Source organism: Rhodoferax sp. MLSD5-FHT05B10 (genome assembly GCF_058793415.1).
This window is the reverse complement of the sequence record NZ_JBXAFT010000004.1, coordinates 317,116-343,842: the sequence shown is the minus strand read 5'-3', so window position 1 is coordinate 343,842 and position 26,727 is coordinate 317,116. Positions and strand designations below refer to the sequence as shown.

The following is a 26,727-nucleotide window of genomic DNA, read 5'->3' as shown; positions in this document are numbered from 1 at the left end:
ATTGACTATTGGTGACATATGGCTGCTGAACACGCTGGAACACATGCCCCGAGCGCTGGAGAATACATCCAGCACCACCTGCATCATCTGCAGAAGAATTTCAATTTCGAAAACGTCGAGCAGCACAGCATCGTCGATTTCAGTTTGTTCAATTTCGACTCGCTGGTGTTTTCGGCTTTGTTGGGCATCATCGGTTGCTTCGTGCTGTGGAATGCGGCACGCAAGGCAACGTCGGGCGTGCCGGGTCGTTTCCAGGCTGCCGTTGAAATCCTGACCGAAATGGTGGACAACCAGGCCAAGGGCGTGATCCACAACGCCAAGAGCCGTAAGGTCATTGGCCCTCTGGCGCTGACCGTGTTTGTATGGATTTTCCTGATGAACGCCATGGACATGCTGCCCGTGGACCTGATTCCCTCGTTCTGGCACAGCGCCGGCCCCGCCATGGGCTTCAAGGATTACATGCGCGTCGTGCCGACCGCTGACTTGTCCACCACACTGGGCTTGTCCACTTCCGTTCTGCTGATCTGTGTGTTCTACAACATCAAGATCAAGGGTCTGGGCGGCTGGGCGCACGAGCTGATTGCTGCTCCCTTTGGTGACCATTGGGCTCTGTATCCGGTGAACTTCCTGATGCAGATGATCGAGTACCTTGCCAAGACCGTGTCGCACGGCATGCGGTTGTTTGGCAACATGTTTGCAGGTGAGCTGGTGTTCATGCTGATTGCCCTGATGGGTGGCGGCTGGGCATTGTCGGGAACGGGTGTTGGCTTGGCCGTCGGTCATGTCATCGCCGGAACCGTGTGGACTCTGTTCCACATTCTGGTGATCACTTTGCAAGCCTTCATCTTTATGATGTTGACGCTGATCTACACCGGTCAAGCGCACGACGCACATTGATGTAACTGTTTCTTTCTGGTTTTCTTTTTTCTTTTTCCACTAACTTTTAGGAGCTTCTCATGGAAAACATTCTCGGCCTCGTGGCACTGGCTTGCGGCATCATCGTTGGTCTGGGCGCTATCGGCGCATCTATCGGCATCGCGCTGATGGGTGGCAAATTCCTGGAATCTTCTGCTCGTCAACCCGAACTGATGAACGAACTGCAAACCAAGATGTTCATCTTGGCTGGTCTGATCGACGCCGCCTTCCTGATCGGTGTTGCTATCGCTCTGCTGTTCGCATTCGCCAACCCCTTCGTTCTGAAGTAATCAACGGCCCTTCACGTTAGAGAAGGAATCAAACCGTGAACATTAACGCAACCCTGTTCCTGCAGGCTATCGTTTTTGCGATCCTGGTGTGGTTCACGATGAAATTCGTGTGGCCCCCGATCACGAAAGCGCTGGACGAGCGGGCGCAGAAAATCGCCGACGGCCTGGCTGCCGCCGATAAAGCCAAGTCTGAGCTGGCTTCTGCCAATTCGCGCGTGGAAGCCGAACTGGCAACCTCCCGCAATGAAACGGCAACGCGCCTGGCGGATGCCGAGCGTCGCGGTCAGACGATTGTGGAAGAGGCCAAGGCCCGTGCTACCGAAGAAGGCAACCGGATCATCGCCGCTGCCAAGGCGGAAGCCGAGCAGCAGTCTGTGAAGGCCCGTGAGGCTCTGCGCGAGCAGGTCGCCGCTCTCGCCGTCAAGGGTGCCGAGCAGATCTTGCGCAAAGAAGTCAATGCGGGTGTGCATGCAGATTTGCTGTCGCGCCTGAAGACTGAGCTGTAAGGAAGTCACCATGGCTGAACTCGCCACCATTGCCAGGCCCTATGCCGAGGCTCTCTTCAAGTCTGCCAAGGCCGACCTGAACGCTGCTGCCGTGTGGTTGGATGAGCTTGCTGAAATTGCCAACAATGTGCAACTTCAGCAGTTCGCTGCCAACCCCAAGGTCACAGACCAGCAAGTGTTTGACTTGATCGCCAGCGTGGCCAAGTCGGCCTTGCCGGAGCAGGGCAAGAACTTCCTGCGCACAGTGATTGAAAACGGACGCCTTGCGGCGCTGCCCGAAATTGCAGTGTCGTTCCGGGTGCTGAAGAACGCACAGAGCGGACTCTCCGATGCCACGGTGTACAGCGCCTTTCCCATCGATGCTGCGGCATTGGCGGAAGTGGCGGCAACGCTGGAAAAGCGTTTTGGTCGCAAACTGAACGTTCAGGTTGCGCATGACGCCGAGTTGATCGGTGGCATCCGTGTGGTGGTGGGTGACGAAGTGCTTGACACGTCTGTCAAGGCCCGTCTGGAACAAATGAAAGTGGCTCTCACAGCCTGAGGCATCTGCCTCCTGCCGTAAGCCCAACTAAAGAAAGAAGGAAAGAGTCATGCAACTCAATCCAGCAGAAATTTCTGAACTGATCAAGAGCCGCATCGAAGGCCTGGCCGCGAGCAGCGATATTCGCAACCAGGGTACCGTGGTGTCCGTGACTGACGGTATTTGCCGCATCCACGGCCTGTCCGACGTGATGCAGGGCGAAATGCTTGAATTCGCAGCGGGCAGCGATGGCCTGCCCACCTATGGTCTGGCCCTGAACCTGGAGCGTGACTCTGTCGGCGCCGTGATTCTGGGCGAGTACGAGCACATCTCCGAAGGCGACACCGTCAAGTGCACGGGCCGCATTCTGGAAGTGCCCGTGGGCCCCGAGCTCAAAGGCCGCGTGGTCAATGCCTTGGGTCAGCCCATTGACGGCAAAGGCCCGATCAATGCCAAGATGACGGACGTGATCGAAAAGGTTGCTCCTGGCGTTATCGCCCGTAAATCGGTGGATCAGCCCATGCAGACGGGTCTGAAGTCGATCGACTCCATGGTGCCTGTGGGCCGTGGCCAGCGCGAATTGATCATTGGCGACCGCCAGACCGGCAAGACCGCCGTGGCCATCGACGCCATCATCAACCAGAAGGGTCAGAACATGACCTGTATCTACGTTGCCATCGGTCAGAAGGCTTCGTCGATCAAGAACGTGGTGCGCTCGCTGGAGCAAGCCGGCGCGCTGGAATACACCATTGTGGTGGCGGCGACCGCTTCCGAATCGGCTGCCATGCAGTACGTGTCGGCCTACTCTGGCTGCACCATGGGCGAGTATTTCCGCGACCGTGGCGAAGACGCCCTGATCGTGTACGACGATCTGTCCAAGCAAGCCGTGGCTTACCGCCAAGTGTCGCTGCTGCTGCGTCGCCCACCAGGCCGCGAAGCCTACCCCGGCGACGTGTTCTATCTCCACAGCCGCCTGCTGGAGCGCGCCGCCCGCGTGAACGAGAAGTACGTCGAGGACTTCACCAAGGGTGCCGTCAAAGGCAAGACCGGTTCCTTGACGGCGCTGCCGATCATTGAAACGCAAGCCGGTGACGTGTCGGCCTTCGTGCCCACCAACGTGATTTCCATCACCGACGGCCAGATCTTCCTGGAAACCAGCCTGTTCAACGCCGGTATCCGCCCCGCTATCAACGCCGGTATCTCGGTGTCCCGCGTCGGTGGTGCTGCCCAGACCAAGCTGATCAAGAACCTCTCCGGTGGTATCCGTACCGACTTGGCCCAGTACCGCGAGCTGGCTGCGTTTGCGCAGTTTGCTTCCGATCTGGACGAAGCCACCCGCAAGCAGCTCGACCGCGGTGCCCGCGTGACCGAATTGCTCAAGCAGTCCCAGTACAGCCCGTTGCCCATCAGCCTGATGGGTGCCACGCTGTTCGCGGTGAACAAGGGTTTCATGGACGACCTCGCCGTGAACAAGGTGCTGGCTTTCGAACATGGCCTGCATGGCTATCTGAAAGACAAGCACGCGGCCCTGCTGGCCAAGCTGGAAGCCACCAAGGCGATGGACAAGGAGGCTGAAGCCGAATTGACCGCTGCCACGACCGCTTTCAAGAAGTCGTTTGCTTGATTCTGACTAGCAAGAGTCACGAATCAGTTTAAGCAAAAGGGGCAGATATGGCATCAGGCAAGGAACTACGCAGCAAGATCAAATCGGTGGAAAACACCAAGAAGATCACCAAGGCCATGGAAATGATTTCCGTGTCCAAGATGCGCAAGGCGCAGGAGCGCATGCGCTCCGCCCGCCCTTACAGCGAAAAGGTCCGTAACATCGCCGCCAACCTGGGTAAAGCCAATCCCGAGTACGTGCACCCATTCATGAAACCCAACGACGCCAAGTCGGTAGGCTTCATTGTGGTGACCACGGACAAGGGTTTGTGCGGTGGTTTGAACACCAACCTGTTCCGGGCATTGACCGGCAAGTTGCGTGACACACAGGCCGCTGGCAAGTCGCCCCTGACGGTGGCGATTGGTAGCAAGGGTCTGGGCTTCCTGGGACGCGTGGGCGCCAAGGTGGTCTCGCACGTTACGCATCTGGGCGACAAGCCGCATCTGGAGAAGCTGATCGGCCCAGTCAAGGTGTTGCTGGATGCCTACGTCAAGGGCGAAGTCAGCGCGGTTTATCTGAGCTACAACAAGTTTGTCAGCACGATGAAGCAGGAACCCGTGGTGGAGCAACTGCTGCCCCTGTCTGCCGAAGAGATGCAGCAAGAGACCAAGGCATCCGGATCGCAGCCCAGCTGGGATTACATCTACGAGCCTGACGCTCAGACGGTGATTGACGAGCTGCTGGTGCGCTACGCCGAAGCACTGGTGTTGCAGGCGGTGGCAGAAAACATGGCCTCGGAACATGCAGCGCGCATGGTGGCCATGAAGGCCGCCACCGACAACGCCGGCAATGTCATTGCCGAACTCAAGCTGGTCTACAACAAAACGCGGCAAGCGGCGATTACGAAAGAACTTTCGGAAATCGTGGCAGGCGCAGCAGCGGTTTAAACGTATTTATTTTTGGAGCAAACGTAATGGCTCAAGCAAATGTGAACGCAGGCGTTCAGGGAAAAATTGTCCAGTGTATCGGCGCCGTGGTGGACGTGGAGTTTCCACGCGACCAGATGCCGAAGATCTATGACGCACTGAAGATGGACGGCTCCGCGCTGACGCTGGAAGTGCAGCAGCAGCTCGGCGACGGCATCGTCCGTACGATTGCGCTGGGCTCTTCCGACGGCCTGCGCCGCGGCATGGTGGTGAAGAACACCGCCGAATCCATCATGGTGCCCGTGGGCAAGGCCACACTGGGCCGCATCATGGACGTGCTGGGTTCGCCCATCGACGAGCGCGGCCCGGTCAATTCCGAACTGCACGCCTCCATTCACCGCAAGGCGCCTGCGTATGACGAGCTGAGCCCCTCGCAAGAGCTGTTGGAAACCGGCATCAAGGTGATTGACCTGGTTTGCCCGTTCGCCAAGGGCGGCAAGGTGGGTCTGTTCGGTGGTGCCGGTGTGGGCAAGACCGTGAACATGATGGAGTTGATCAACAACATCGCCAAGGCGCACAGCGGTCTGTCCGTGTTTGCCGGCGTGGGCGAGCGTACCCGTGAAGGTAACGACTTCTACCACGAGATGGCCGACTCCGGCGTGGTGAACCTCGAGAAGCTCGAGGACTCCAAGGTGTCCATGGTGTACGGTCAGATGAACGAGCCCCCGGGCAACCGTCTGCGCGTGGCCCTGACCGGTCTGACCATTGCCGAGTCCTTCCGCGACGAAGGCAAGGACGTGCTGTTCTTCGTGGACAACATCTACCGCTACACCCTGGCCGGTACCGAAGTGTCCGCCCTGTTGGGCCGTATGCCGTCCGCCGTGGGCTACCAGCCTACGCTGGCCGAAGAAATGGGCCGTCTGCAAGAGCGTATTACGTCCACCAAGGTGGGTTCCATCACGTCCATCCAGGCCGTGTACGTGCCAGCCGATGACTTGACCGACCCCTCTCCCGCGACGACCTTCGCCCACTTGGACTCCACCGTGGTGTTGTCCCGTGACATCGCCTCGCTGGGTATCTACCCCGCCGTCGACCCGCTGGACTCCACCAGCCGCCAGCTGTCCCCCAACGTGGTGGGCGAAGAGCACTACAACACGGCCCGCGCCGTGCAGGGCACGCTGCAGCGCTACCGCGAACTGCGCGACATCATCGCCATCATGGGTATGGACGACTTGGCACCGGAAGACAAGCTGGCTGTGGCACGTGCCCGCAAGATCCAGCGTTTCCTGAGCCAGCCTTTCCACGTGGCCGAAGTGTTCACCGGTTCCCCCGGCAAGTACGTTCCGCTGTCTGAAACCATCCGTGGCTTCAAGATGATCGTGAACGGCGAGTGCGATCACATGCCCGAACAGGCTTTCTACATGGTCGGTACCATCGACGAAGCCATCGAAAAGGCCAAGAAGGTTTGATGCTGCGTAACGCAGATCTCACTGATTGCACCTGAACGGCAAAAGGAAACCCTATGTCCACCATCCATGTTGACGTGGTCAGTGCTGAAGAGTCCATTTTCTCCGGTGAAGCCAAATTCGTGGCGCTTCCCGGAGAGGCTGGCGAGCTCGGCATTTATCCCCGCCACACGCCCCTGATCACCCGCATCAAGGCTGGTTCGGTGCGCATCGAAAAGGCCGACGGCACCGAAGAGTTTGTCTTCGTGGCCGGTGGCATTTTGGAAGTGCAACCCGACTGCGTCACGGTCATGTCTGACACGGCTATCCGTGGCAAGGATCTGGACGACGAGAAGGCCAACGCAGCCAAGGCCGCGGCTGAAGAAGCGCTCAAGAACGCCAAGAGCGAGATCGACTTGGCCCGCGCCACCGCTGAACTCGCCATCATGGCGGCCCAGTTGGCTGCGCTGCGCAAGTTCCGCCAGAAAAAATAAGCGGCACACGCCCAACTTGCAAAACCGCCTTCGGGCGGTTTTGTTTTTGGGACTCACACCAGCGTGGGGCGGTCCGGGAGCTCGTTGGGGTTTGCGTCGCCGGCCTGCTGGGGAAAGTAGGTGGCCAGCAGGGCCGACACTTCGCCCAGGGCCTGGCTCAGACCGGCTTCAAAATCGCCCGCCTGCAGGGTGTGGCCCAGGCGCTGCACAATGGCCTGCCATTGCGCGGGGCTGACGTGCTGGTTCAAGCCCCGGTCGGTTACCAACTCAATGGCGTGCTCGGCCAGCAGCAGATAGATCAGGACGCCGTTGTTGCGCTCGGTGTCCCAGACGCGCAACTTGCCGAACTGGGCCAGCGCCCGCTGGCGCGTCAGGGCGGCCATGCTGTCCGGGCGCAGCAGGTAGCTGTTGGGCAAGCCCGCCTCAATGCAGATGCGGATTTGGCCGCTGTGGTGGCGCTCGCTGGCAGCTACGCCCTGCATCAGCCGCTGCACGACCACCGGCCCCACGGTACGGTGGGAATCGTCCATCCAGCGGTGCTTGAGCAGGCGCGCGATTCGCTGGAACATTACCATCCTCCCGAGGCGCCGCCGCCCCCAAAACTGCCGCCCCCTCCGGAGCTGAACCCGCCGCCGCCCGAACCGGAACTCCAGCCGGAACCGCCGCCCGAGCCCATGCCGCCGCCGAATCCGCCGCCCCCCGGGCGGCTGCGTACGACGCTGACGACCAGGGTGAATACCAGTGCCACCACCCCGGCCAGCAGGGCCAGCAGGACACTGGTGGTCTGCAGCAGGACGATGCCGCCCACCACACCGCCCGTCACCACGGAGCCCAGCTTGTTGCCCAGCACCTGGCGGGCGATGGAGCCGCCAATCATGACGGCAAAGAACAGGAACATGGCCAGGTCCTGCCATTGGAAACCGGTGTCGTTGCGTCCGCCGGATGGGGCGGGTTCCGGCAGGGCCTCGCCCGTGATCAGCGCCATGATCTGGTCCACCCCGGCATCCACTCCGCCAGCAAAGTCGCCCTGCTTGAAGCGCGGTGTGATGGCCTCGTTGATGATCCGGCTGGCTGCGAGGTCGGGGACGGCGCCTTCCAGGGCCCTGGCCACCTCGATGCGCAGCTTGCGGTCGTCCTTGGCGACGATGAGCAGCAGGCCGTCACCAACTGCTTTGCGGCCGATCTTCCAGGTGTCGCCCACGCGGTTGGCGTAGCTGGCAATGTCCTCCGGCTGGGTGGTGGGCACCATCAGCACCACCACCTGGGAGCCACTGCGGGCCTCAAAGGCGCTGAGTTTGCTCTCCAGGGCTTGTTGCTGGGCAGCGTTCAGCGTGCCAGTGCTGTCGATCACGTGCCCCGACAATGCCGGCACGGGCAGCACGCCCTGGGCCCCGGCCAGACCGGCCAGCAGGCTCAGCAGCAAGACGAGAAAGCCGCGCAGCAATGCCATGGCGGGCGCTGGCGCTTATTTCTTGTTGAAGTCCACCACCGGCGGGGCGGTAATGGCGGCTTCGTTCTGCACGCTGAAGGCGGGCTTGGGCTGGTAGCTGAACACCATGGCCGTCAGGTTGCTGGGGAAGCTGCGGGCCAGCACGTTGTACTCCTGCACGGCCTGAATGTAGCGGTTGCGGGCCACGGTGATGCGGTTCTCCGTGCCTTCCAGCTGCACCCGCAAATCGCTGAAGCCCTTGTTGGCCTTCAGGTCCGGGTAGCGCTCGCTGACCACCATCAGGCGGCTGAGCGCACTGCTGAGTTCGCCCTGTGCGGCTTGGAATTTCTGGAAGGTCTGCGGGTCCTTCAGGGTCTCGGGTGTCACCTGGATGGATGTGGCCTTGGCACGGGCCTCCACCACCTTGGTCAGGGTCTCCTGCTCGAAATTGGCTTCCCCCTTGACGGTGGCCACGATGTTGGGCACCAGATCGGCCCGCCGTTGGTACTGGTTGAGCACCTCGCTCCAGGCCGACTTGGTCTGTTCGTCCAGTCGCTGGAAGTCGTTGTAGCCACAGCCGGACAGTGCCAGCGCCGACAGCAAGGCCAGGATCCAAGTCTTCATCACCATCTCCTACGGGGTTGTGCACCCGTAGCATACATGGGGTTGCCGCCCGCGCCATCAAGTGGGCGGGCGCCAGCCGGGCAAACGCGGCAAAATGGGCGTTGCAACCACTTTCCCTGCCCCATGCCCAAAGCCCGCCAGCAAGTCGCCTCCCTGGGAGGCACGCCAGACGATATCGAAGCCGCGTTCTACGAGGCGCTGCAGACGGCCGATCTCGACAAACTCATGGCGTGCTGGGCCGATGAGGATGACATCGTGTGCATTCACCCGGGCGGCCCGCGCGTTGTGGGGGCGGGGGCCATCCGCGCCGCCTTCGACGCCCTGTTTGCGCACGGGGGCGCAATCCAGATCCGTCCGGAAGCCATCCGGCGGGTCGACTCCCTGGCCAGCGCCGTGCACACCCTGCAGGAGCGGGTGGAGGTGCTGACGGACGAAGGCCCGGTGCACGCCCACGTGCTGGTGACCAATGTCTACCACAAGACCCCGCAGGGCTGGCGCATGGTGGTGCACCACGCCAGCCCCGGCACGCAAGGCGAGGTGCAGGAGATCGAGCAGCCTCCCAAGGTGCTGCATTGAAGGTCAAATAGCGTGGAAACCCTTGTTTCAATTGCCTGAACAGCTATGCATTACGTAGCGCCACGCTGGCTGCCCGGCGGTAACCTGCAGACCATCTGGCCGGCACTGTACGCCCGCCGGGTGTCGGGCCCATTGCCGGTCTACCGCCGCGAGCGCTGGAGCACGCCGGACGCCGATTTCATTGACGTGGACTGGCTGGAGGATACGGCCCCCACGCCCCCCGAGGGGGCTGGCCTTGCTGGGGGCGACCCGACGCGGCGGCCGCAAGCGTCCTGCACAACGGCGGCCGGCGCCCGACCGCTGCTGGTGCTGTTCCACGGCCTGGAAGGCTCCTCGGCCAGCCACTATGCCCAGGCCTTTGCCGGCTACGCCCGCGAGCTGCGCATGGCGTATGCGGTGCCGCACTTTCGTGGCTGCAGTGGTGAGATCAACCTGGGGCCCCGCGCCTACCACTCGGGCGACTTTGAGGAAATTGGCTGGGTGCTGCAGCGCCTGCGCCAGGCGCACCGTGGCCCCATCGTCGCCGTGGGCGTGTCGCTGGGCGGCAATGCGCTCCTGCGCTGGGCGCAGGAGATGGGCGATGCGGCCGCGCGCACCGTCAGCGCGGTGGCCGCCATCAGTGCGCCCATCGACCTGGCCGCTGGCGGCCATGCCATCGGCCGGGGCTTCAACCGGCTGGTCTACACCCGCATGTTCCTGCAGACCATGAAGCCCAAGGCGCTGCAAAAACTCGCCCAACACCCCGGCTTGTTCGATCGTGCGGCGCTGCTGGCCGCCCGGGACCTCTACGCCTTCGACAACGTGTTCACCGCGCCCCTGCATGGCTTCAGGAACACGGAAGACTACTGGCGCCGGGCTTCGGCCAAACCCCATTTGCACCGCATCCGCGTCCCGGCGCTGGTGGTCAATGCCCGCAACGATCCCTTCGTGCCGGCCGGCTGTCTGCCCTTGCAGCACGAGGCCGGCACGCACGTCACGCTGTGGCAGCCGGCGCACGGCGGCCATGTCGGCTTCCCGCAGGGGCGCTGGCCCGGCCATGTGCGCGCCCTGCCCGACACGGTCGGCCGCTGGCTGCTGCAGCATGTCTCTCCTTCATTGAAAGAACACCATGGATGACATCGTTCGACAGGCCATGGCCAAATGGCCCAACGTGCCCGATTGCTACGGCTGGCTGGGGCTGGATGCGCGGGGCAACTGGTTCATGCGCGACGACCCGGTGCAGGCGCTGGGCGCCTTTGCCAGCGGGCGCCCCGGCGCCAAAGGGTCCCAGCTGCGCCACGAGAAGCTGATTGACTTCATCCAGCGCAACTATGGCCGGGACGACCAGGGGTGCTGGTACTTCCAGAACGGGCCCCAGCGCGTGTATGTGGAGCTGGAGGCCACGCCCTGGGTGTGGCGGGTACAACCCGACTTCTCGCTGCACGCCCACACCGGGCAGGCCACCACGTGCACGGCCTGCCTGATGGACGAAGCCGGCTGGCTCTACCTGGAGACCCCGCTGGGCCTGGGCCTGGTCCACACGCAGGACGTGGGGCAGGCTGCGCTGGCGGTGGAGTCCGGCGCCTGGACGGTGCAGGAAGTCCGCCGCGAGGACCTGCCAGCCCGCTACGGCTATGTGCCCAGTCCGGCAGGGTTGCGAGCGGCGACGCTACAAAAACAGTAGCTATCTGCGCAATGTTGGCGGGAGCTATGCACTGTTTTTAGCCTGAAAAACGGGGCGGCAAGGGCCCGCAAACAGGCAATAAAAAAAAGCCGACGGTACCGTCGGCTTTTTTGGGGCTGGGGGCCAGGGCGCGCTTACTTGGCAGCGGGCTTGGTGGGCTCGGGAAACTTGGCGCCGCCAGCGTTGGCCATGTAGACCACGGCGCGGGCAATTTCAAAGTCGTCAAAATCACCGCCGCTCTGCGCGCCCATGGCGTTCTTGCCTTTCATGGCGGAATTCAACAGCGCATCAAAGCCGGTCTTGATGCGAGAGCCCCAGGCTGCGGCATCGCCGAACTTGGGCGAGCCCGCTGCACCGGTGGCGTGGCAGGCCGAGCACTGGGCCTTGAAGACCTGTTCGCCAGTCTTCATTTCGCGGTTGGCGTCACGGATTTCCACCATACCCACCTTCTGGATGCGTTCGGCCAGTGCCTTTTCCGGGTTCACGGCGCCGGCGGCGGGCTTGTTGCCCGACGTCACGGAGTACACCAGACCAATGATCACGAAAATGGGCACCACAAACGCAAAGAATGCGGCTGACAACAATTGCTTGGGGGTTTTGATGGGGCCGCTGTGTTCGCTCATGGTGTCCTCGGAATGTCTGGGGCTTTGAAACAGCGGCTGATTATAGCGGCCGGCAACCCAAACCTGCAGGAGCGGGCGCGCGCCGGCCAGCCCGTCGCGCAGCCCAAGTCCGCGATAATCCCCGCAGACTCTTCCTGTGGCTGCCAGCGGAACACCCGGCGCGCCATGCCCCCCTTTATTCCGGTGCAAAAAATGACTGCTTCCCTGTGTGCTGCCGATCTCTGGTCCGATGTGGAGGCCGTGCGCGAACGCGCGCCGCTGGTCCACAGCATTACCAACCTGGTGGTGATCAACCTCAACGCCAACGTGCTGCTGGCCGCCGGCGCCTCACCCGTCATGGCCCACGCCCACGAGGAGGTACCTGCCATGGTGGGCATTGCCCAGGCACTGGTGCTCAACATTGGCACGCTGGACCCCTACTGGGTGGACAGCATGAAGCTGGCACTCGCCGCGGCCGCACAGCGTGGCATTCCGAGCGTGCTGGACCCGGTGGGCGCGGGTGCCACACCGTACCGCAACCAGACGCTGGAGGCGCTGCTGGCGGTGGCCTCGCCCACCGTCATCCGCGGCAACGGTTCCGAGATCATGAGCACTGCTGGCGCCGCCATCCGCACGCGCGGAGTCGACAGCAGTGCCGCCGCTGGCGATGCGCTGGGTGCCGCCCAGGCGCTGGCGCAGCGCACCCAGGGCACCGTGTGTGTCAGTGGCGCGGTGGACCACATCCTGGACGCGCGCAAGCGCTGGGCCCGCCTGTCCAACGGCCACCCCTGGATGACCCGGATCACCGGCGTCGGCTGCTCGGCCACGGCCCTGGTGGGCGCGTTTTGCGCCGTGCAACCCGATGCCTGGCGCGCCACCACGGCCGCCATGGCCTATCTGGGCGTGGTCGGTGAAGTGGCGGCCGAACAGGCCCAGGCACGCGGCCTGGGCGTGGGCAGCATGGCGGTGGGCCTGCTCGACACCCTGCAGCTGCTTGACCAGGCCAGCTTCGAACAGCGGCTCAAGCTCGAAGTGGCCAGCTGGTAAAGCCGGCCTGCACAGTGAGCCGATTCAATCCCGACCTCTTGCGCCTGTACCTGGTCACCGACCAGTCGCTCACGCGTGGCCGCCCGCTGGCCGATGTGGTGGCGGCCGCGGTGCAGGGGGGCGTCACCTGCGTGCAACTGCGCGAGAAGCAGCTCGACACCCGCGCGTTTCTGGCGCAGGCGCAGGCGCTCAAGGCCCTGCTGGCGCCGCATGGCGTGCCGCTCATCATCAATGACCGCATCGACATCGCGCTGGCCTGCGGCGCCGAAGGCGTGCATCTGGGGCAAAGCGACATGCCGGTGCACGCGGCGCGCCAGCTGTTGCCGGCGCACGTGTTCATTGGCTGGTCGGTGGAGTCCATGGACGACGTGCGCGACAGTGCCGCCCTGCCGCTGGACTACCTGGGCGTGAGCCCGGTCTTTGCCACCCCCACCAAGACCGACACCAAGACGGCCTGGGGCCTGGACGGCCTGGCGCAGGTGCGCGCGGCCACGGCCTTGCCGCTGGTGGCCATTGGTGGCATCCATGCCGGCAACGCCCAGGCGGTGCTGCGCGCCGGAGCCGACAGCCTGGCGGTGGTCAGCGCCCTGTGCGCGGCCCCCGATCCCCGCGCTGCGGCCGCCGATTTGCGGGGCGTGTGCGACCGGGTGACTTCTTCTGTGGAAAAAAAGACATGACCGAATCCATTGTGGGCGGGGCGTACCGCTATGTGTATCCCCGCGTGCTGTCCATCGCCGGTTCCGACAGCGGGGGCGGCGCTGGCATCCAGGCCGACCTGAAGACCTTCGCCGCGCTGGGCTGCTATGGCATGACGGCCATCACCGCGCTCACGGCGCAAAACACGCTGGGCGTGCGTTCCATCCACGGGGTGCCGCCGCAGATGCTGCGTGACCAGATCGACGCCGTGGTGGAGGACATCGGCCTGGAAGCCGTGAAGATCGGCATGCTGCACGCGCCCGACATCGTGCAAACAGTGGCCGACGCCATCGACCGCCATGCGCTGCAGACCGTGGTGCTGGACCCGGTGATGGTGGCGACCAGCGGCGCCGTGCTGATCGACAACCCGGCCATTGCCGTGCTGGTGCGCGAACTGTTTCCCCGCGCCACCGTGGTGACGCCGAACCTGGACGAAGCCGCCCTGCTGGTCGGCCGGCCACTGGTCAGCGAGCGCGACATGGAAGCCGCCGCGCACGAACTGCTGGCCATGGGCGCCCGGGCCGTGCTGCTCAAGGGCGGGCATCTGGCGGGCGATGGGGTGAGTGATTTGTTGCTGACGTCCTCCAGTGCGTCGCACTGGATGCGCGCGAGCCGCATCGCCACGAACAACACCCATGGCACGGGTTGCACCTTGTCGTCGGCCATTGCCGCGCATCTGGCCTTGGGGGCATCGCTGCTGGAGGCGGTGCAGGCCGCGCGCGCCTTTGTGCGCGGCGCGCTGGAAGCGGGAGCCGAGGTGCGTACCGGTGGCGGGGGCGGCCCCCTGAACCACGGCTACGCGCCGGTCGCCATGCGGCTTAAGCCGCTGCGTTGACACCTTCCGGGGTCGCCTGCCCGCGCGTGAGCCGTGCCAGCACCCAGGTCAGTACCAGGGTCGGCAAGGCGGAGCCCCAATCGGGCGCGAATTGGGCGCACAGGTGGTAGCAGGCAATGCCCAGCAGCCAGATGGCCACGGCACTGGCGTTCACCTTGCGGGCGCTGACCAGCGCCACCACGTTGGGCTGGCCCGCTAGGCGCGCCAGAATCACGCCGTAGAGCGGCACGAACACCGAACTCAGCATCAGCAAGAAGGGCTCCAGGCTGTGCATGGGCAGCACCAGCGCTAGGGCGGTGCACAGCACGGCCAGCGCCATGCCCCAGCCGCGCACGCCCCAGCGGGGCTGCAGGCTGTGGCCGGCCACCGCACCCGAGTAGAGGTCGCCGTAGGCGTTGTCCACCTCGTCCACCAGGATCAGCCCCAGTGCAATCAGGCCTCCCTGGGCGAGCAGCAGGGCCGCCACCAGGTCGGTGCTGGGGGTGGTGAGCGCCACCAGAACACCCAGCGCGTAGCACCAGATGTTGGCCACGGCGTAGCCCAACCAGGTGCCGCGCAGCGCACTGCTGCCGCTGCGTCCATGGCGGGCGAAGTCGGCCACCAGCGGCAGCCACGAGACGGGCATGGCCATCACCAGGTCCAGCGCCGACAGAGTGCTCATGCCGCCTTCGCCGGGGCGGTTCCACAACGCGGCCAGCCCCTGGGCGTCGGCCTTGGCCAGGAACTGCCAGCTCAGCCACAGCAGCGACAGCATGACCAGCGGCAGCCCGTAGCGGCCGATGAACTGGCGCACCAGTTTCACCATGGAGCCGGACAGCAGGGCCAGCAGCACCCCGCCCCACAGCACGGTGGCCAGCAGCGGCCAGGTATCGCCGGCAAAGTGGCCGGACTGGCGGGCAATGGCGACCGTGCCGTCCCGCATGATCACCAGTTCGAACGTGGTCCAGCCAATGAGCTGCACGATGTTGAGCAGCACCGGCAGGCGCGCAAAGTGGCTGCCGTAGGTGGCATGCATCAACCCGGCGCTCGACAGGCCGCTGTCGCAGCCGATGCGCGCAGTCCAGGCCAGCAGGCCGGCGCCGAGCACCGAGCCGGCCACGATGACGGCCAGCGCGGCCTGGGCGCCCAGCGCGGGCACCAGGTAGGCGCCAACCTGTATGACCAGCAGGCCCACGCCCAGGCTGAGCCACAAGGCCGCATGGTCGCGCCAGCCAAAGAGCCGGTCGCTGGCGGGTAGGGGGGTGAGGGCGGTGTTGGCGGTGCTGCCGCCGGTATAAGATGGAATGCTCATGGGCCGAATTGCTCAGTAAGGCAGGTCGGCCGGTCGAGAGTGCGGGCAGCGGCGGCTGCGCCGGACTCTGGAACATGCTTCCCTGCGCGAGGATTACCTCTATCAGGTTCAAAGGGACTTTCTCAGTCGCTGCCCCATGCACATTGCACGGAACAGCAACACCCCTAGCGGAGGCGTTCTTGCGAACACCGAATTCGGTTGGTGCGGCTGGCGGGGATCGAACCCACGACCCTTGGCTTCGGAGGCCAATACTCTATCCACTGAGCTACAGCCGCACTCGCTGAAAACAGCGACAGCGCGTATTTTCGCATATCTCCACGCAGGGGCTGTTTTACGGTGCGCACGCCCCGGTCACGCGCCGCCTGCGCAGGCATCCGGGCTCACCGTCATCCAGCGCAGAGATGCTACGGATTTGATAGCTGTCTGCGCAATGATGGCAGGGCGTCTTGGTCTATCGGGCTGGATTTTTGACGACCTCTGTGGCACGGGGCAGCACCGCGTGTCGCGGTCTGTGGCCGGGTTGAGGGGGGATTGGATGACAGCAATATGTCAAAATATGTCAAAATGTGTTTAAATAAATCGAAATTTGCGATCCCCAGACTAGTTGTTGAACACCATGAAAAGTACCGCCAGGAAAGTTGAAAAAACTTTTTGCACCACACGCGAGGCTGGCCAGTTGCTGGGCGTGTCCGTTGGCACGGCGCAGTTGTGGGTGGAAAACGGGCTCCTCAGTGCCTGGAAAACGCCCGGCGGCCACCGCCGTGTGACGCGCGAATCGGTTGAAAAGCTGCTGCGCTCCAAGAGCGAGGCGCCGCCCGCCGCCCCCGCCGCGCGGAGGGAGGTGATCCGGCGCCTGAAGGTGCTGGTGGTGGAGGACGACACCAACCTGCTGCGCCTCTACGAAACCACGTTGGCCCTGTGGCCCATGTCGCCCGAAGTAATCGTGGCCACCAACGGCATCAATGCGCTGTTGCTGATCGAGCGCGAGAACCCCGACCTGCTGATCGTCGATCTCAAGATCCCCGGCATTGACGGATTTGAAATGCTCAAGATCCTGCAAAGCACGCCACGTTACGCACACATGGCCCTGGCGGTGGTCAGCGGGCTGGATGCCGACGAGATTGCGCGCCGGGGTGGCGTGCCGCCGGGCGTCTTTGTGCTGCCCAAGCCGGTTCCGTTCACGCGGCTGCTGGGCATTGCCATGGACATCGAGGAGCGCAAACTTGCCACGGTGGGTGGGGAGGCCGCATGAATCTGGAACTCGACATGCGCCTGGTCGAGCAGATGGTCGAAGGGGTCATCCAGCTCAACCCGGACGGGCTGGTCACCGATTTCAACCGGGCCGCCCGGCCCTGGATCCGCCTGTGCCTGGCGGCAGCGCCCAAACTCCAGCAGCTGATCCGCCAGGTGGCCGACGGCTCGCTCAAGGCCCCGGTGGCAGTGGACATAGGCACGCTCCCGGATGCCGGAGCCGTGGCCATTCACCTGTGCAAGCGTGAGCCCAAAGGCTATGTCCTTTTTGTCACGCCGGTGCAACCGTCGGCCGCCCCGCCGGCACTGGAGGAACGCGACGCCGACTTCTTCCGGTTGCTGGACCAGGAAACGCGCCATGAATTGAGTGTGTTGCGCGACCAGCTTGCCGGCGCGCAACGGGGCGAGCCGGCGCGGGACGATGCCGTGCGGCAGGCCACCGACCGGGTGAGCCGCCTGCTGGTGGCGTTTGACCAGCTGGCCCAGTTGCACCAGATCGACGCCTTCAACCAGGGAGCCCGCCTGTCGCTGCCGACCCTGATTGAAGACGTCTTGCAGGAAATGCCCCGCCAGAAGTGCGATTACCGGGTCCGCACGGAGCCCGCAAGCTCGCCGCAGGCCACCGGCGTGCTGTACGGCGATGCCAACTGGCTCAAGTGCGCGCTGAGAAGCCTTCTGGAGGGCTTGGGGGACAGCGCCCCGCTCCATAGCCAGATTGAATTGCGGGTGCGCCAGAACGGCGGCTATACCGTGTTGAGCAGCCATTTCTTCCACGCCGCGGGAGCCGGCCGGGCGCAGGCCGGTGCGGCAACGGGCGCCAGCACCATCCTGCGGCTGGATGCCGGTATCCGGACGCAGATTTGCCGGCGCATCCTGGAGCTGCACGGCGGGCGCTTGTCCGTCACCCATACCGGCACCGCACTGGAAGGCGGGCAGGGCGAGGGCATCGAGTCGTTCGACCTGGTGTTGCCCATCAGTGCCCCGGGTCAGGCCGGCAGTCTGGCCGCGTGTGCGAATTGCCCGGCGGGCAAGCAGGCCGAAAAGTACGCACAGGACCTCGCGTTTCTCATACCGAACCCACCGGCCAATTCCAATGTATCGGACGCAGAGATGGAGCTGCTGGCGCAGATATCAGCGAGCAGTCCGGCCCCCCAACAGAACCCGAAGAGCTCGACATGAAAAAAATTCTCATCGTGGATGACCACCCGGACATCCGGCGCCTGCTTTCCATCACCCTCAGCCGGGAGTACGACCTGGCCGAAGCCAGTGACGGAACCAGTGCGCTGGAAGCGTGCCGAACCCACCGGCCGCAAGCCGTGCTGCTCGACATCATGATGCCCGGAGAGATCGATGGCCTGCAGGTCCTGCAGGCCGTCCGGGCCGATCCCGAACTCAAGAACACCCTGGTGGCCATCATCACGGCGCGGGGGCAGGCCGCGGACTACCGGCTCGGGCAGGACCTGGGCGCGGACGCATATTTCATCAAGCCATTCAGCCCGCTGCAGGTGGTGAGTTGGCTTCGGGAGAAACTGAAATGACCAGCATTGTTTCACCGCGGCTGGCGTCCGACGCGCAAGCGGCCGCGGCGCCGGTCGTCCACGACGAGTCTTCCCTGCAGCGGCAGCTGGCCCAGTATGCGGAAGACTTCCAGGAGCTTGTCGGGCGCCACCACGACCTGGCGCGCCGCCACGAAAAGCTGAAGGCCTCCCATGCCCAGCTGGCGCAGGCGCGCGAGGTTCTGGGGACCCTGAATCCGACGTCCCACGAACTGTGCCTGGTGATCAACCGCCACGGGGAAATCCTGCACGCCACCGATGCGGCACGCGCCCTGTTCCTGCTGGACAAGGGCACGGTCTGGCAGCTTCAGCAGGTGGTCGCGCCGTTCCACCTGGGACACCTGGAAATCATGCTTTCGGGCCTGGCTGATGGCAGCCACAGCCCGGCCTTTGAACAGGCCCAGTATTTTCTCTATCCGGGTGGCGATCCGGCCAGGGCGCGCCTGTTTGCGGTCAGCTGCCTGTCCCTGCCGGATGGTGACAACACCTGCATGTGCTGGATCCTGCGCGACCTGTCATCGGGCGCGCAGACCGACATGGATACCGATCACATGTTCAAGCTGGTGATGCGGCGGCACCAGGGGGCGCTGGTGACCGACCCGGACGGCCAGATCATTGCGGTCGACGGCGTGTTTGCGGGCCATGCCGGCCGCGCCAGCGAGGAGCTCCTGGGCGTCATGCCCGCCATGTTCCGGGTCGGCCACGAGGACCTGATGGGCCACAGCGCGTTTTGGGACGATCTCAAGTCTCACGGCCACTGGCAGGGAGAAGTCGTGACCGTCGCTCCAAACGGCCAGTCGCTGGGCCAGTGGATGTCGGTTACGGCCATCCGGGACACAGCGGCCCAAACGGTGGCCTACATCGCGTTGCTGTCGGACCAGGACATGATGCTCAGCGCCGAGCGTTCCATGCTGGACGCCGTCTACCACGACACGCTGACCGGTTTGCCCAACCAGGCCCTGTTCCGGGATCTGGTTGAAAGAAAACTGTACGCAGCCAGCCGGACCGGCACGGGCGCCGCTTTGTTGTCCATCGCCCTGGACCGGTTGCAGTGGATCCATGACACGGAAGACCACGGCATGAGCGAAGCCGTTCTGCTGGCCGTGAGTGAGCGCCTGCAGGAGGCCATTCGCGGCTGTGACATCCTGGCCCGCACGGGCCATGACCGGTTCGCCATCCTGCTGGCCGGTCTGGAGCATGAGCCCGACCTGACCCTGATGACCTCCAGGGTCGTCAAGGCACTGTCAACCCCGATCCTGCTCAGGAAACAGAAACTGGTCATGGGCGGCAGTGTGGGCTGCGCCCGGTTTCCGCAGGATGGGAGCGATGCGCCCCAGCTGGTCGAACACGCCGACATGGCCCTGCTGCTGGCACGCAAGGAGGGCGGCAATCGCGTCCACCTGTACAGCGAGAAGGCGTATGTGCAGGGCATAGAACCGCTGCAGACGCCGCAGGCGGGCTTGCGCGGCACCTTGTAGGGCGGATACATACATGGCACCCCCCTGTCCGATTTTCGGCCTTCTGCACGCTCCGCGTGCGGCGGAGGGCATGCGTTGATGTTCGAGGTCAGCCGCACTGCGCTGGTGCTGCTGGTGGCCCTGCCGGTATTCCTGTTGCTGGTGATCGCCGGCGCGCTGTGGTTTCACACCCGGCGCCTGAAGGAGGAGCTGGCGCAGCGCCAACGCATCTCGAACGAATTGCGGATCAGCGAAGAGCGCTGGGAGATTGCCTGCGAGGGCTCCAACGAGGTCATCTGGGACTGGAACGGAGGGGCTGACGACCTCTACATTTCCGCGCGTCTGATGAGCATGCTGGGGTACGAAAGCAGCACCCCCATCGTGTCGTTCAAGCTCTGGGTCAAACTCATACACCCGGACGACGTGGACCGGATCAGCCACCAGTTTCTGCTGCATCTGCGCCGGGAGACGGATTTCTTTCAGACCGAACTGCGGCTGCGTTGCTACGACCACAGTTACCGCTGCTTCCAGATTCGCGGGCGTGCGCGCCACGACCACACGGGCAAGGTCATCCGCATGGCCGGGTCGGCCACCGATATCACGGAACAGCAGTTCATCCGGGCCCAGGTGAAAGACCGCACCGAGCAGCTGGATGCCATTTTTTCCCTGAGCACGGACGCCTTCGTGACCTTTGACCAGCAGTTGCGGGTGAAGTATGTCAATCCGGCGTTCCAGCAGCTCACCGGCATGGCGCCGGAGACGGTCCTGGGGCTGACGGACGAGGCGCTGGGTGAAAAGATCAACGCGCTGTGTGTGTCAACACGACCCTTCCCGGGTATGCAGGCCCTGCGGGCATTGGCCATATCACCCGGCAAGATCGGCGGTGAGCTGATTGAGCTGGTGTTCCCGACTCGATGCATCCTGCACGTCAGCCTGAACACCAACAGCGCGGTCACGGTGTCGCAAATCCTGTATCTGCGCGATGTGACCCATGCGGTCATCGTGGAGGACATGAAATCGGAGTTCCTGTCGACGGCGGCGCACGAACTGCGCACGCCCATGGCCAACATACTGGGTTTTGCCGAGCTGCTGGCGACCCGCGAATTCGAGGAAAGAGAACGCAAGGAGTTCCAGAACATCATTCTGGCCCAGTCCCAGCGGATGGCCACCATCCTGGATGAACTGCTGGACCTGGCCCGCATCGAGGCCCGCAAGGGCAAGGACTTTGTCTTTACCCGCGTGAACCTGAAGTCGCTGGTGCAGGAGATTGCCGACAGTTTCAACCTGCCGGAGGGGCGCTCGGCACCCGTCATTTCCCTGCCCGACCTGTACTGCAAGGCGGACCAGGGCAAGGCGCGGCAAACCATCCTCAACGTGCTCTCCAACGCCTACAAATACTCGCCGACCAGCAGCGCGGTACAGATCTACCAGGCGGAACCGGCGGTCACCAACAACCGTCCGCTGGTGGGCATCGTGATCCGGGACCATGGCATCGGCATCGAGAAGCAGCATCTGCCGCGGGTTTTTGAACGCTTCTACCGGGTGGATACCTCGGGCAGCACGCCGGGCACGGGTCTGGGCATGAGCATTGTCAAGGAGCTCATGGGCAATCTGGGCGGTGAGGTGCTGATCGACAGCACACCGGGAAAAGGAACTTCGGTCACGCTGCTGTTTCCCCTGTACGGCGACAAGGAAATCCGGCAAGCCCTGCCGGCTTAACACACAGGCTGCAAATCTATGGATCTGTTTCCCAATACCAAACCCCAGGCCGTGATGCTGGACAACCCCGGCGCCCGTCTGGCGTGGGTGCCGTCGCTGTTGCGGGACGTGTGTGCCATCTCCGTGGTGCACGATGAAGACCACCTGCTGCAATCGGCGCGCGAGCGACGGCCGCTGGACCTGGTGCTGCTCAGCGCCGACCCGGAGGACGGCAACGCGTGCGAGCTGTGCCGCCAGCTGAAATGTTCGATGACGACCTCGAATATTCCGGTCCTGCTGTTTGGTGGCGGGCGCACCGCCGAGGAGGAACTCCAGGGCTTCCAGAGCGGGGCCAACGAATACATTCCGCTGCCCATCCACCCGGAAATCTTCAAGGCCCGCGTCAAGGTGCAACTGGCCCACCACTCCAGCGTGCACCTGGTGCGCATGATCAACGAGCGGCTGGAGGAAGTGGTCGACCACCGGTCGGAGGAAATTGCCATCACCCAGCACGCCACCATGCTGGCGATGACCTCGCTGGCCCAGACGCGCGACTTCGAAACCGGCAACCACATCCGCCGCACGCAGCAGTATGTGCGCGCCCTGGGGGTGCACCTGAAGAGTCACCCGCGGTTTTCCCGTTTCCTGACGGCGCACAACATCGAGCTGCTGTACAAGTCAGCCCCCCTGCACGACATCGGCAAGGTGGGCATCCCGGACCGCATCCTGCTCAAGCCCGGGCGGTTCGAGCCGGACGAGATGGAAATCATGAAGACGCACACCACGCTGGGGCGCGACGCCATCGAATACGCCGAGAACCTGCTCGGATGCAAGCTGGATTTTTTCTCCATCGCCAAGGAAATTGCCTATTCCCACCAGGAGAAGTGGGACGGCACGGGTTACCCGCAGGGGTTGGCCGGCGAGGCCATCCCGATTTCTGCCCGTCTGATGGCCCTGGCAGATGTCTACGACGCCGTCATCAGCCGGCGCGTGTACAAGAACGGTATGTCCCACGAAAAGGCGGTGGAGATCATCCTGGCGGGCAAGGGGCGGCACTTCGACCCCGACGTGGTGGATGCCTTCCTGGCCATCGCCAACGAGTTCCGCGATATTGCCGAGCGTTTCGCGGACTCCGACCTCGATATCGCCAAGAAGGCGGAGTACATGGCCATGGCCGCGGCTACCTGAGGGCCGGCACGCCCGCCACCTCCACCAGACAGTCGTAAAACGTGGGGCCCTGGCCCATGTCGGTCAGCGCCTGGCTGGTGAGCTGGTTGACATTGGTGCCGGCCAGTCCCAGCTTGCGCCACCATACGCCCAGGCCGTTGACCACGCCGGGGCGGGCGCGTGCGGACACCACGGCCTTGCAGCGGTACTCGCCGCGCCGGTTGAATACCCGCACCACGTCGCCGGACTGGATGGCCCGGACCTGGGCGTCGCTGGCGTGCATCTCCAGGATGGGCTCACCCTCGCTCTCCTGCAGACTCGCCACGTTGACAAAGCTGGAGTTGAGGAAGTTGCGCGCCGGTGGCGAGATCATGGCCAGCGGGTACGCGGCCGACGTGCCAGCGGCTTCATGGTTGGGGACATAGCTGGGCAGGGCGTCGAGCCCCTGGGCCTGCAGGCGCGTGCTGAAAAATTCGCAACGCCCTGACGGAGTAGGAAAGCCGCCCTGTGCGAACGGCGCTTCGGGCAGGGACTGGGGGGCAAAGCCCTGGCGCAGCAAAAGTTCAAAGTCGACCGACGCGCCAAATGCGGCGCGGCATAGAGCTTCGTCCGTTTCCGCAAAGCAGGGGTCGGTCAGCCCCATGTGGGCGGCCAGTTCCCGAAAGATCTGCGTGTTGGGCTTGGCCTCGCCCCGCGGAGCGATGGCCGGGCGGTTCAGCAGTACATCGGTGTGGCCGTAACTGGTGTGGATGTCCCAGTGCTCCAGCTGGGTGGTGGCGGGCAGGATGTAGTCGGCGTAGTCGGCCGTATCGGTCTGGAAGTGTTCCAGCACCACAGTGAACAGGTCTTCGCGGGCGAAGCCGGCGGCCACCTTGGCGGATTCGGGCGCCACGGCCACCGGGTTGCTGTCGTACACCACCAGGGCCTCAATGGCCGGTCCCCAAGCGGGGGAGGCCGGGCGCAGCAGATCGTCGCCGATGGTGACCATGTTGACAGTGCGCGGCATGCGCCCGGCCAGCAGGTCCGGACGCTGCAGCGCCGTCTTGTCGGGTGCGAAACTGCCGGAGCTCGACAGCAGGAGTCCACCAGCACGGTGGCGCCAGGCGCCGATCAGGGCCGGCAGGCAGGCCACGGCACGGACTGCGTTGCCCCCGCCGTGCACGCGTTGCATGCCGTAGTTCAGGCGGATGGCGGCGGGCTCCCCGCGCTGCTGGCAGGCGCCGTAGTCCCGTGCCAGCGAGGTGATCTGTTCCACGGAAATGCCGCACACGGCGGCGGCACGGGCGGGAGGCCACTGCAGTGCGTGCTCCCGCAGGGCGTCCCAGCCCAGGGTGTGGCGCTCCAGGTAATCGTGGTCGAGCCAGTCGTGCACGATGAGCTCGTGCATCACCGCCAGGGCCAGTGCGGCGTCGGTGCCGGGCAGCAGCGCAATGTGCTCATGGCACTTGTCGGCCGTCTCCGATTTGCGCGGGTCGATGCAGATCAGCTTGGCGCCGTTGCGCTTGGCAAGCTGGGCGTAGCGCCAGAAATGCAGGTTGCTGGTGATGGAGTTGCTGCCCCAGATCAGGATGAGCTTGGCTTCGGCAAAGAATTCCACCCGCATGCCCACCTTGCCGCCCAGGGTCTGGGCGAGCCCCTCGCCGCCGGCGGTGGCGCAGATGGAGCGGTGGAGAAAAGACGCCCCCAGCGCGTGGAAGAAACGCGAGGCCATGCTCTCGCTCTGCACCAGTCCCATGGTGCCGGCGTAGCTGTAGGGCTGGATGGCCTGCGCGGCGTCCGGACCCCGGGCGGCAATGGCGCCCAGCCGGCGGGCGATGTCGGTCAGCGCCGCTTCCCAACTGACGCGCTCGAACTGCCCCGACCCCTTGGGGCCCGTGCGCTTGAGGGGGTGCAGGACGCGCTCAGGATGGTAGGTGCGCTCGGGGTAGCGTGACACCTTGGTGCACAGCACGCCACCGGTGTGGGGGTGGGCCGGATTGCCGGCGACCCGGATGGCGACGCCGTCCTGCACAGTGGTCACCAGCGAGCAGGTGTCGGGGCAATCGTGGGGGCAGGCACCCAGGACCTCCCGGGGGGCTCCAGACGCTGAAGTCGGGTTTGAGTCATGCATGGCAGCAATGGTAAAGCCTGCAGCGCAATAATGTGGCATGAAACCGATAGCCATGAACCTGATTGAGGCCATTGTGGCCGCGGCGCCCGAAATGGCCGCGATCCGCCGCGACCTGCACGCACACCCCGAGCTGTGTTTCCAGGAAACGCGCACGGCCGACGTGGTCGCCAGCCGGCTCGCGCAGTGGGGCATCCCGGTGCACCGCGGCTTGGGGACCACCGGGGTGGTGGGCGTGGTCAAGGCCGGTACCTCGGACCGTGCCATTGCCCTGCGGGCCGACATGGACGCGCTGCCGATGCAGGAGTTCAATACCTTCGCCCACGCCAGTCAGCACACCGGCAAGATGCACGCCTGCGGCCATGATGGCCACACCGCCATGTTGCTGGCCGCCGCGCAGTACTTGTCCACCCACCGCCATTTCGACGGTACGGTCTACCTGGTCTTCCAGCCGGCAGAGGAAGGCGGCGGCGGTGCCCGCGAAATGATCAAGGACGGCCTGTTCGAGAAGTTCCCGGTCCAGGCGGTGTTCGGCATGCACAACTGGCCGGGCGGTGAAGCGGGCCAGTTCGCCGCCAGCGCCGGGCCGGTGATGGCGTCCAGCAACGAGTTCACCATCACCCTGCGTGGCAAGGGCGGGCATGCCGCCATGCCCCATACGGTGCAAGACCCGGTGCCCGTGGCCTGCCAGATGGTGCAGGCCTTCCAGACCATCGTCAGTCGCAACCTCAAGCCTATTGATGCCGGTGTGGTGTCCGTCACCATGATCCATGCGGGCGAGGCCACCAATGTCGTTCCCGACAGCTGCGAGTTGCGCGGCACGGTGCGCACCTTCACGCTGGACGTGCTGGACCTGATTGAGCAGCGCATGCGGGAGATCGCGCAGCACACCGCCGCCGCATTTGGCATGGTGTGCGAATTCGAGTTCGTGCGCAACTACCCGCCCACCATCAATTCAGAGTCGGCGGTGGAGGTGGCGCGGCGCGTGATGGCCGGCATTGTGGGCGAAGCCCGCGTGCGGGAGCAGGAGCCCACCATGGGGGCCGAAGACTTTGCCTACATGCTGCAGGCAAAACCGGGCTGCTACGGTTTCATTTTCAATGGCGACGGGGCGCACCGCACCCGTGGCCACGGCGGGGGCCCCTGCACACTGCACAACCCCAGTTACGACTTCAACGACCAGCTGATTCCGCTGGGAGCCACCTATTGGGTGCGTCTGGCCGAGACCTGGCTGGCGCCGGTCGCCGCGTAAGCCGGTTCAGCGGGCAAACCGGCGCGCGGCCAGTTGCAGCAGGCCGTCAAAGATCAGGTTATCCACCAGCTCGAACGGCCCCACCATGCTGGGGGCCATCTTCCAGCCGGCGCCGCCGGTCATGATGCATTTGGGATCGGCCCCACAGTGGGCGCGCACATGCTGCACCATGCGCTCCACCGCGCCGGCAATGGCGTAGGTGCCGCCGCTGGTCAAGGCATCGCTGGTGTTGGTGGGGAATTCCCGCACTTCGCCGGTGGGAACGTGCAGGCCGGCGGTGCCCGATTCGAGGGCACGCAGCATGATGCCGTGCCCGGGCAGGATCAGGCCGCCCAGAAATTTGCCTTCGGCACTGACGGCTTCCACGGTCACGGCCGTGCCGACCATCACCACCACCATGGGGCGGGGTGCGCCCTGCGACAGCATGCGGTGGTAGGCGCCGATCATGGCCACCCAGCGGTCCGCACCCAGGCGGGTGGGGTGGTCGTAGCCGTTGCGCAGGCCGGCCTCGGCTTCGCTGGCCACTACCCATTGCGGTGCCACGTCCCACAGTTCCATCTGTTCCTGCAGGCGGCGTTTCACGGCGTCGCCGGCCACTACGCACCCCAGCATGTGGGTCGGGGCGCGCAGGCTGCCCCAGGCGCCTTCGGCCAGCTTGTCGATGTTCTCCAGGAACTCCGCGCCCTGGGCCAGCAGGGCGGCCTCGGGGTGGGGGGATGCGTACTGCGCCCACTTCAGGCGCGTGTTGCCAATATCCAGGGCCAGAAAAGTCATGCC

The 26,727-nt window shown here is 64.4% G+C and carries 28 protein-coding genes, 1 tRNA gene and 1 riboswitch; of the genes, 21 read left to right on the top strand and 8 right to left on the bottom strand.

The annotated features are described in order from the left end of the window. Positions 1–18: 18 nt before the first annotated feature. From atpB to AC1Q5W_RS08805, 8 genes are read left to right on the top strand one after another with little or no spacing between them, the layout of a single operon-like run. Complete coding sequence (atpB, locus tag AC1Q5W_RS08840) at positions 19–897, top strand: F0F1 ATP synthase subunit A (protein ID WP_492644743.1); 879 nt, start codon at positions 19–21, stop codon at positions 895–897. Positions 898–956: 59 nt separating this feature from the next. Then, positions 957–1,205: a F0F1 ATP synthase subunit C gene (gene atpE, locus AC1Q5W_RS08835; protein WP_105261674.1), complete on the top strand. Its 249-nt coding sequence runs from the start codon at positions 957–959 to the stop codon at positions 1,203–1,205. A gap of 35 nt (positions 1,206–1,240) precedes the next feature. Further along, positions 1,241–1,711: a F0F1 ATP synthase subunit B gene (locus AC1Q5W_RS08830; RefSeq protein ID WP_492644744.1), complete on the top strand. Its 471-nt coding sequence runs from the start codon at positions 1,241–1,243 to the stop codon at positions 1,709–1,711. 10 nt (positions 1,712–1,721) lie between these two features. Then, entirely contained in the window at positions 1,722–2,252 is a 531-nt protein-coding gene (locus AC1Q5W_RS08825) for a F0F1 ATP synthase subunit delta (protein ID WP_492644745.1), read from the top strand. Positions 2,253–2,301: 49 nt separating this feature from the next. Then, positions 2,302–3,855: a F0F1 ATP synthase subunit alpha gene (gene atpA, locus AC1Q5W_RS08820; RefSeq protein WP_492644746.1), complete on the top strand. Its 1,554-nt coding sequence runs from the start codon at positions 2,302–2,304 to the stop codon at positions 3,853–3,855. Between the two features lie 47 nt (positions 3,856–3,902). Further along, complete coding sequence (gene atpG / locus AC1Q5W_RS08815) at positions 3,903–4,781, top strand: F0F1 ATP synthase subunit gamma (RefSeq protein ID WP_492644747.1); 879 nt, start codon at positions 3,903–3,905, stop codon at positions 4,779–4,781. 26 nt (positions 4,782–4,807) lie between these two features. Next, a complete protein-coding gene (gene atpD / locus AC1Q5W_RS08810; protein ID WP_492644748.1) occupies positions 4,808–6,229 on the top strand; it encodes a F0F1 ATP synthase subunit beta in 1,422 nt (473 codons plus the stop codon). A 53-nt stretch (positions 6,230–6,282) separates the two neighbouring features. Then, a complete protein-coding gene (locus tag AC1Q5W_RS08805) occupies positions 6,283–6,699 on the top strand; it encodes a F0F1 ATP synthase subunit epsilon (RefSeq protein WP_492644749.1) in 417 nt (138 codons plus the stop codon). A gap of 53 nt (positions 6,700–6,752) precedes the next feature. Here the strand turns inward: AC1Q5W_RS08805 and AC1Q5W_RS08800 are convergent, their stop codons facing one another. Genes AC1Q5W_RS08800 through AC1Q5W_RS08790 form a run of 3 tightly spaced genes read right to left on the bottom strand, consistent with a single transcriptional unit; the run spans position 6,753 to position 8,758 of the window. Further along, positions 6,753–7,268, bottom strand: a complete 516-nt coding sequence (locus AC1Q5W_RS08800) for a TPM domain-containing protein (RefSeq protein WP_492644750.1) — start codon at positions 7,266–7,268, stop codon at positions 6,753–6,755. After that, positions 7,268–8,149 carry a TPM domain-containing protein gene (locus tag AC1Q5W_RS08795; protein WP_492644751.1) on the bottom strand — a complete coding sequence of 294 codons (882 nt, stop codon included), beginning with the start codon at positions 8,147–8,149 and terminating at the stop codon, positions 7,268–7,270. The genes AC1Q5W_RS08800 and AC1Q5W_RS08795 overlap by 1 nt, the downstream gene beginning before the upstream one ends. 15 nt (positions 8,150–8,164) lie before the next feature. After that, positions 8,165–8,758, bottom strand: coding sequence for a LemA family protein (locus AC1Q5W_RS08790; RefSeq protein ID WP_492644752.1), 594 nt, complete (start codon positions 8,756–8,758; stop codon positions 8,165–8,167). Between the two features lie 117 nt (positions 8,759–8,875). On the opposite strand from AC1Q5W_RS08790, the gene AC1Q5W_RS08785 reads away from it, so the two are divergent. From AC1Q5W_RS08785 to AC1Q5W_RS08775, 3 genes are read left to right on the top strand one after another with little or no spacing between them, the layout of a single operon-like run. Next, on the top strand, positions 8,876–9,328 hold the full coding sequence (locus AC1Q5W_RS08785) for a YybH family protein (protein ID WP_492644753.1): 453 nt from the start codon (positions 8,876–8,878) through the stop codon (positions 9,326–9,328). 45 nt (positions 9,329–9,373) lie between these two features. Then, a complete protein-coding gene (locus AC1Q5W_RS08780) occupies positions 9,374–10,444 on the top strand; it encodes a YheT family hydrolase (protein WP_492644754.1) in 1,071 nt (356 codons plus the stop codon). Beyond that, positions 10,437–10,991, top strand: coding sequence for a DUF2946 family protein (locus AC1Q5W_RS08775; protein ID WP_492644755.1), 555 nt, complete (start codon positions 10,437–10,439; stop codon positions 10,989–10,991). The genes AC1Q5W_RS08780 and AC1Q5W_RS08775 overlap by 8 nt, the downstream gene beginning before the upstream one ends. Before the next feature lie 134 nt (positions 10,992–11,125). Here the strand turns inward: AC1Q5W_RS08775 and AC1Q5W_RS08770 are convergent, their stop codons facing one another. Further along, complete coding sequence (locus tag AC1Q5W_RS08770; protein ID WP_492644756.1) at positions 11,126–11,614, bottom strand: c-type cytochrome; 489 nt, start codon at positions 11,612–11,614, stop codon at positions 11,126–11,128. A gap of 192 nt (positions 11,615–11,806) precedes the next feature. On the opposite strand from AC1Q5W_RS08770, the gene thiM reads away from it, so the two are divergent. From thiM to thiD, 3 genes are read left to right on the top strand one after another with little or no spacing between them, the layout of a single operon-like run. Continuing rightward, positions 11,807–12,640 carry a hydroxyethylthiazole kinase gene (gene thiM / locus AC1Q5W_RS08765; protein ID WP_492644757.1) on the top strand — a complete coding sequence of 278 codons (834 nt, stop codon included), beginning with the start codon at positions 11,807–11,809 and terminating at the stop codon, positions 12,638–12,640. 14 nt (positions 12,641–12,654) lie between these two features. Next, on the top strand, positions 12,655–13,317 hold the full coding sequence (thiE, locus tag AC1Q5W_RS08760; RefSeq protein WP_492644758.1) for a thiamine phosphate synthase: 663 nt from the start codon (positions 12,655–12,657) through the stop codon (positions 13,315–13,317). Continuing rightward, positions 13,314–14,171: a bifunctional hydroxymethylpyrimidine kinase/phosphomethylpyrimidine kinase gene (gene thiD, locus AC1Q5W_RS08755; protein ID WP_492644759.1), complete on the top strand. Its 858-nt coding sequence runs from the start codon at positions 13,314–13,316 to the stop codon at positions 14,169–14,171. Before thiE ends, thiD begins: the two co-directional genes overlap by 4 nt. Here thiD and AC1Q5W_RS08750 read toward each other — a convergent pair. Next, complete coding sequence (locus AC1Q5W_RS08750; protein ID WP_492644760.1) at positions 14,155–15,462, bottom strand: purine-cytosine permease family protein; 1,308 nt, start codon at positions 15,460–15,462, stop codon at positions 14,155–14,157. The genes thiD and AC1Q5W_RS08750 overlap by 17 nt on opposite strands. 62 nt (positions 15,463–15,524) lie before the next feature. Then, positions 15,525–15,638, bottom strand: a riboswitch (TPP riboswitch). Positions 15,639–15,661: 23 nt separating this feature from the next. Continuing rightward, positions 15,662–15,737 (bottom strand) — tRNA-Arg (locus AC1Q5W_RS08745). 341 nt (positions 15,738–16,078) lie between these two features. Between AC1Q5W_RS08745 and AC1Q5W_RS08740 the strand changes: the two genes are divergently transcribed. The 6 genes from AC1Q5W_RS08740 (at position 16,079) to AC1Q5W_RS08715 (ending at position 22,612) form a co-directional block, all read left to right on the top strand. After that, complete coding sequence (locus tag AC1Q5W_RS08740; protein WP_492644761.1) at positions 16,079–16,714, top strand: response regulator; 636 nt, start codon at positions 16,079–16,081, stop codon at positions 16,712–16,714. Continuing rightward, a complete protein-coding gene (locus AC1Q5W_RS08735) occupies positions 16,711–17,892 on the top strand; it encodes an ATP-binding protein (protein WP_492644762.1) in 1,182 nt (393 codons plus the stop codon). The genes AC1Q5W_RS08740 and AC1Q5W_RS08735 overlap by 4 nt, the downstream gene beginning before the upstream one ends. Further along, the gene (locus AC1Q5W_RS08730; protein ID WP_492644763.1) at positions 17,889–18,251 is read left to right on the top strand and encodes a response regulator transcription factor; all 363 of its coding nucleotides are present in this window, start codon (positions 17,889–17,891) and stop codon (positions 18,249–18,251) included. The genes AC1Q5W_RS08735 and AC1Q5W_RS08730 overlap by 4 nt, the downstream gene beginning before the upstream one ends. Continuing rightward, a complete protein-coding gene (locus AC1Q5W_RS08725) occupies positions 18,248–19,747 on the top strand; it encodes a diguanylate cyclase domain-containing protein (RefSeq protein ID WP_492644764.1) in 1,500 nt (499 codons plus the stop codon). The genes AC1Q5W_RS08730 and AC1Q5W_RS08725 overlap by 4 nt, the downstream gene beginning before the upstream one ends. A gap of 78 nt (positions 19,748–19,825) precedes the next feature. After that, the gene (locus AC1Q5W_RS08720) at positions 19,826–21,445 is read left to right on the top strand and encodes a sensor histidine kinase (RefSeq protein WP_492644765.1); all 1,620 of its coding nucleotides are present in this window, start codon (positions 19,826–19,828) and stop codon (positions 21,443–21,445) included. 18 nt (positions 21,446–21,463) lie between these two features. After that, the gene (locus AC1Q5W_RS08715; protein WP_492644766.1) at positions 21,464–22,612 is read left to right on the top strand and encodes an HD domain-containing phosphohydrolase; all 1,149 of its coding nucleotides are present in this window, start codon (positions 21,464–21,466) and stop codon (positions 22,610–22,612) included. Here AC1Q5W_RS08715 and AC1Q5W_RS08710 read toward each other — a convergent pair. After that, entirely contained in the window at positions 22,605–24,701 is a 2,097-nt protein-coding gene (locus AC1Q5W_RS08710) for a molybdopterin-containing oxidoreductase family protein (RefSeq protein ID WP_492644767.1), read from the bottom strand. The two genes, AC1Q5W_RS08715 and AC1Q5W_RS08710, sit on opposite strands and share 8 nt — an antisense overlap. 52 nt (positions 24,702–24,753) lie before the next feature. On the opposite strand from AC1Q5W_RS08710, the gene AC1Q5W_RS08705 reads away from it, so the two are divergent. Next, entirely contained in the window at positions 24,754–25,950 is a 1,197-nt protein-coding gene (locus tag AC1Q5W_RS08705; RefSeq protein ID WP_492646151.1) for a M20 aminoacylase family protein, read from the top strand. Positions 25,951–25,956: 6 nt separating this feature from the next. On the opposite strand, the gene AC1Q5W_RS08700 is transcribed toward AC1Q5W_RS08705, so the two are convergent. Beyond that, positions 25,957–26,724: a type III pantothenate kinase gene (locus tag AC1Q5W_RS08700; RefSeq protein WP_492644768.1), complete on the bottom strand. Its 768-nt coding sequence runs from the start codon at positions 26,722–26,724 to the stop codon at positions 25,957–25,959. Between the last annotated feature and the right edge of the window lie 3 nt (positions 26,725–26,727).

Bases quoted from the DNA above. Each gene is read 5' to 3' on its own strand.
- AC1Q5W_RS08780 (WP_492644754.1), top strand. From the start codon at position 9,374: ATGCATTACGTAGCGCCACGCTGGCTGCCCGGCGGTAACCTGCAGACC.
- AC1Q5W_RS08800 (WP_492644750.1), bottom strand. From the start codon at position 7,268: ATGTTCCAGCGAATCGCGCGCCTGCTCAAGCACCGCTGGATGGACGAT.
- AC1Q5W_RS08740 (WP_492644761.1), top strand. From the start codon at position 16,079: ATGAAAAGTACCGCCAGGAAAGTTGAAAAAACTTTTTGCACCACACGC.
- atpD (WP_492644748.1), top strand. From the start codon at position 4,808: ATGGCTCAAGCAAATGTGAACGCAGGCGTTCAGGGAAAAATTGTCCAG.
- AC1Q5W_RS08730 (WP_492644763.1), top strand. From the start codon at position 17,889: ATGAAAAAAATTCTCATCGTGGATGACCACCCGGACATCCGGCGCCTG.
- AC1Q5W_RS08795 (WP_492644751.1), bottom strand. From the start codon at position 8,149: ATGGCATTGCTGCGCGGCTTTCTCGTCTTGCTGCTGAGCCTGCTGGCC.
- atpE (WP_105261674.1), top strand. From the start codon at position 957: ATGGAAAACATTCTCGGCCTCGTGGCACTGGCTTGCGGCATCATCGTT.
- atpB (WP_492644743.1), top strand. From the start codon at position 19: ATGGCTGCTGAACACGCTGGAACACATGCCCCGAGCGCTGGAGAATAC.
- thiD (WP_492644759.1), top strand. From the start codon at position 13,314: ATGACCGAATCCATTGTGGGCGGGGCGTACCGCTATGTGTATCCCCGC.
- AC1Q5W_RS08825 (WP_492644745.1), top strand. From the start codon at position 1,722: ATGGCTGAACTCGCCACCATTGCCAGGCCCTATGCCGAGGCTCTCTTC.
- atpG (WP_492644747.1), top strand. From the start codon at position 3,903: ATGGCATCAGGCAAGGAACTACGCAGCAAGATCAAATCGGTGGAAAAC.
- AC1Q5W_RS08700 (WP_492644768.1), bottom strand. From the start codon at position 26,724: ATGACTTTTCTGGCCCTGGATATTGGCAACACGCGCCTGAAGTGGGCG.
- AC1Q5W_RS08725 (WP_492644764.1), top strand. From the start codon at position 18,248: ATGACCAGCATTGTTTCACCGCGGCTGGCGTCCGACGCGCAAGCGGCC.
- AC1Q5W_RS08705 (WP_492646151.1), top strand. From the start codon at position 24,754: ATGAACCTGATTGAGGCCATTGTGGCCGCGGCGCCCGAAATGGCCGCG.
- AC1Q5W_RS08750 (WP_492644760.1), bottom strand. From the start codon at position 15,462: ATGAGCATTCCATCTTATACCGGCGGCAGCACCGCCAACACCGCCCTC.
- AC1Q5W_RS08715 (WP_492644766.1), top strand. From the start codon at position 21,464: ATGGATCTGTTTCCCAATACCAAACCCCAGGCCGTGATGCTGGACAAC.
- AC1Q5W_RS08720 (WP_492644765.1), top strand. From the start codon at position 19,826: ATGTTCGAGGTCAGCCGCACTGCGCTGGTGCTGCTGGTGGCCCTGCCG.
- AC1Q5W_RS08775 (WP_492644755.1), top strand. From the start codon at position 10,437: ATGGATGACATCGTTCGACAGGCCATGGCCAAATGGCCCAACGTGCCC.
- AC1Q5W_RS08790 (WP_492644752.1), bottom strand. From the start codon at position 8,758: ATGGTGATGAAGACTTGGATCCTGGCCTTGCTGTCGGCGCTGGCACTG.
- AC1Q5W_RS08710 (WP_492644767.1), bottom strand. From the start codon at position 24,701: ATGCATGACTCAAACCCGACTTCAGCGTCTGGAGCCCCCCGGGAGGTC.
- atpA (WP_492644746.1), top strand. From the start codon at position 2,302: ATGCAACTCAATCCAGCAGAAATTTCTGAACTGATCAAGAGCCGCATC.
- AC1Q5W_RS08785 (WP_492644753.1), top strand. From the start codon at position 8,876: ATGCCCAAAGCCCGCCAGCAAGTCGCCTCCCTGGGAGGCACGCCAGAC.
- AC1Q5W_RS08770 (WP_492644756.1), bottom strand. From the start codon at position 11,614: ATGAGCGAACACAGCGGCCCCATCAAAACCCCCAAGCAATTGTTGTCA.
- thiM (WP_492644757.1), top strand. From the start codon at position 11,807: ATGACTGCTTCCCTGTGTGCTGCCGATCTCTGGTCCGATGTGGAGGCC.
- AC1Q5W_RS08805 (WP_492644749.1), top strand. From the start codon at position 6,283: ATGTCCACCATCCATGTTGACGTGGTCAGTGCTGAAGAGTCCATTTTC.
- AC1Q5W_RS08735 (WP_492644762.1), top strand. From the start codon at position 16,711: ATGAATCTGGAACTCGACATGCGCCTGGTCGAGCAGATGGTCGAAGGG.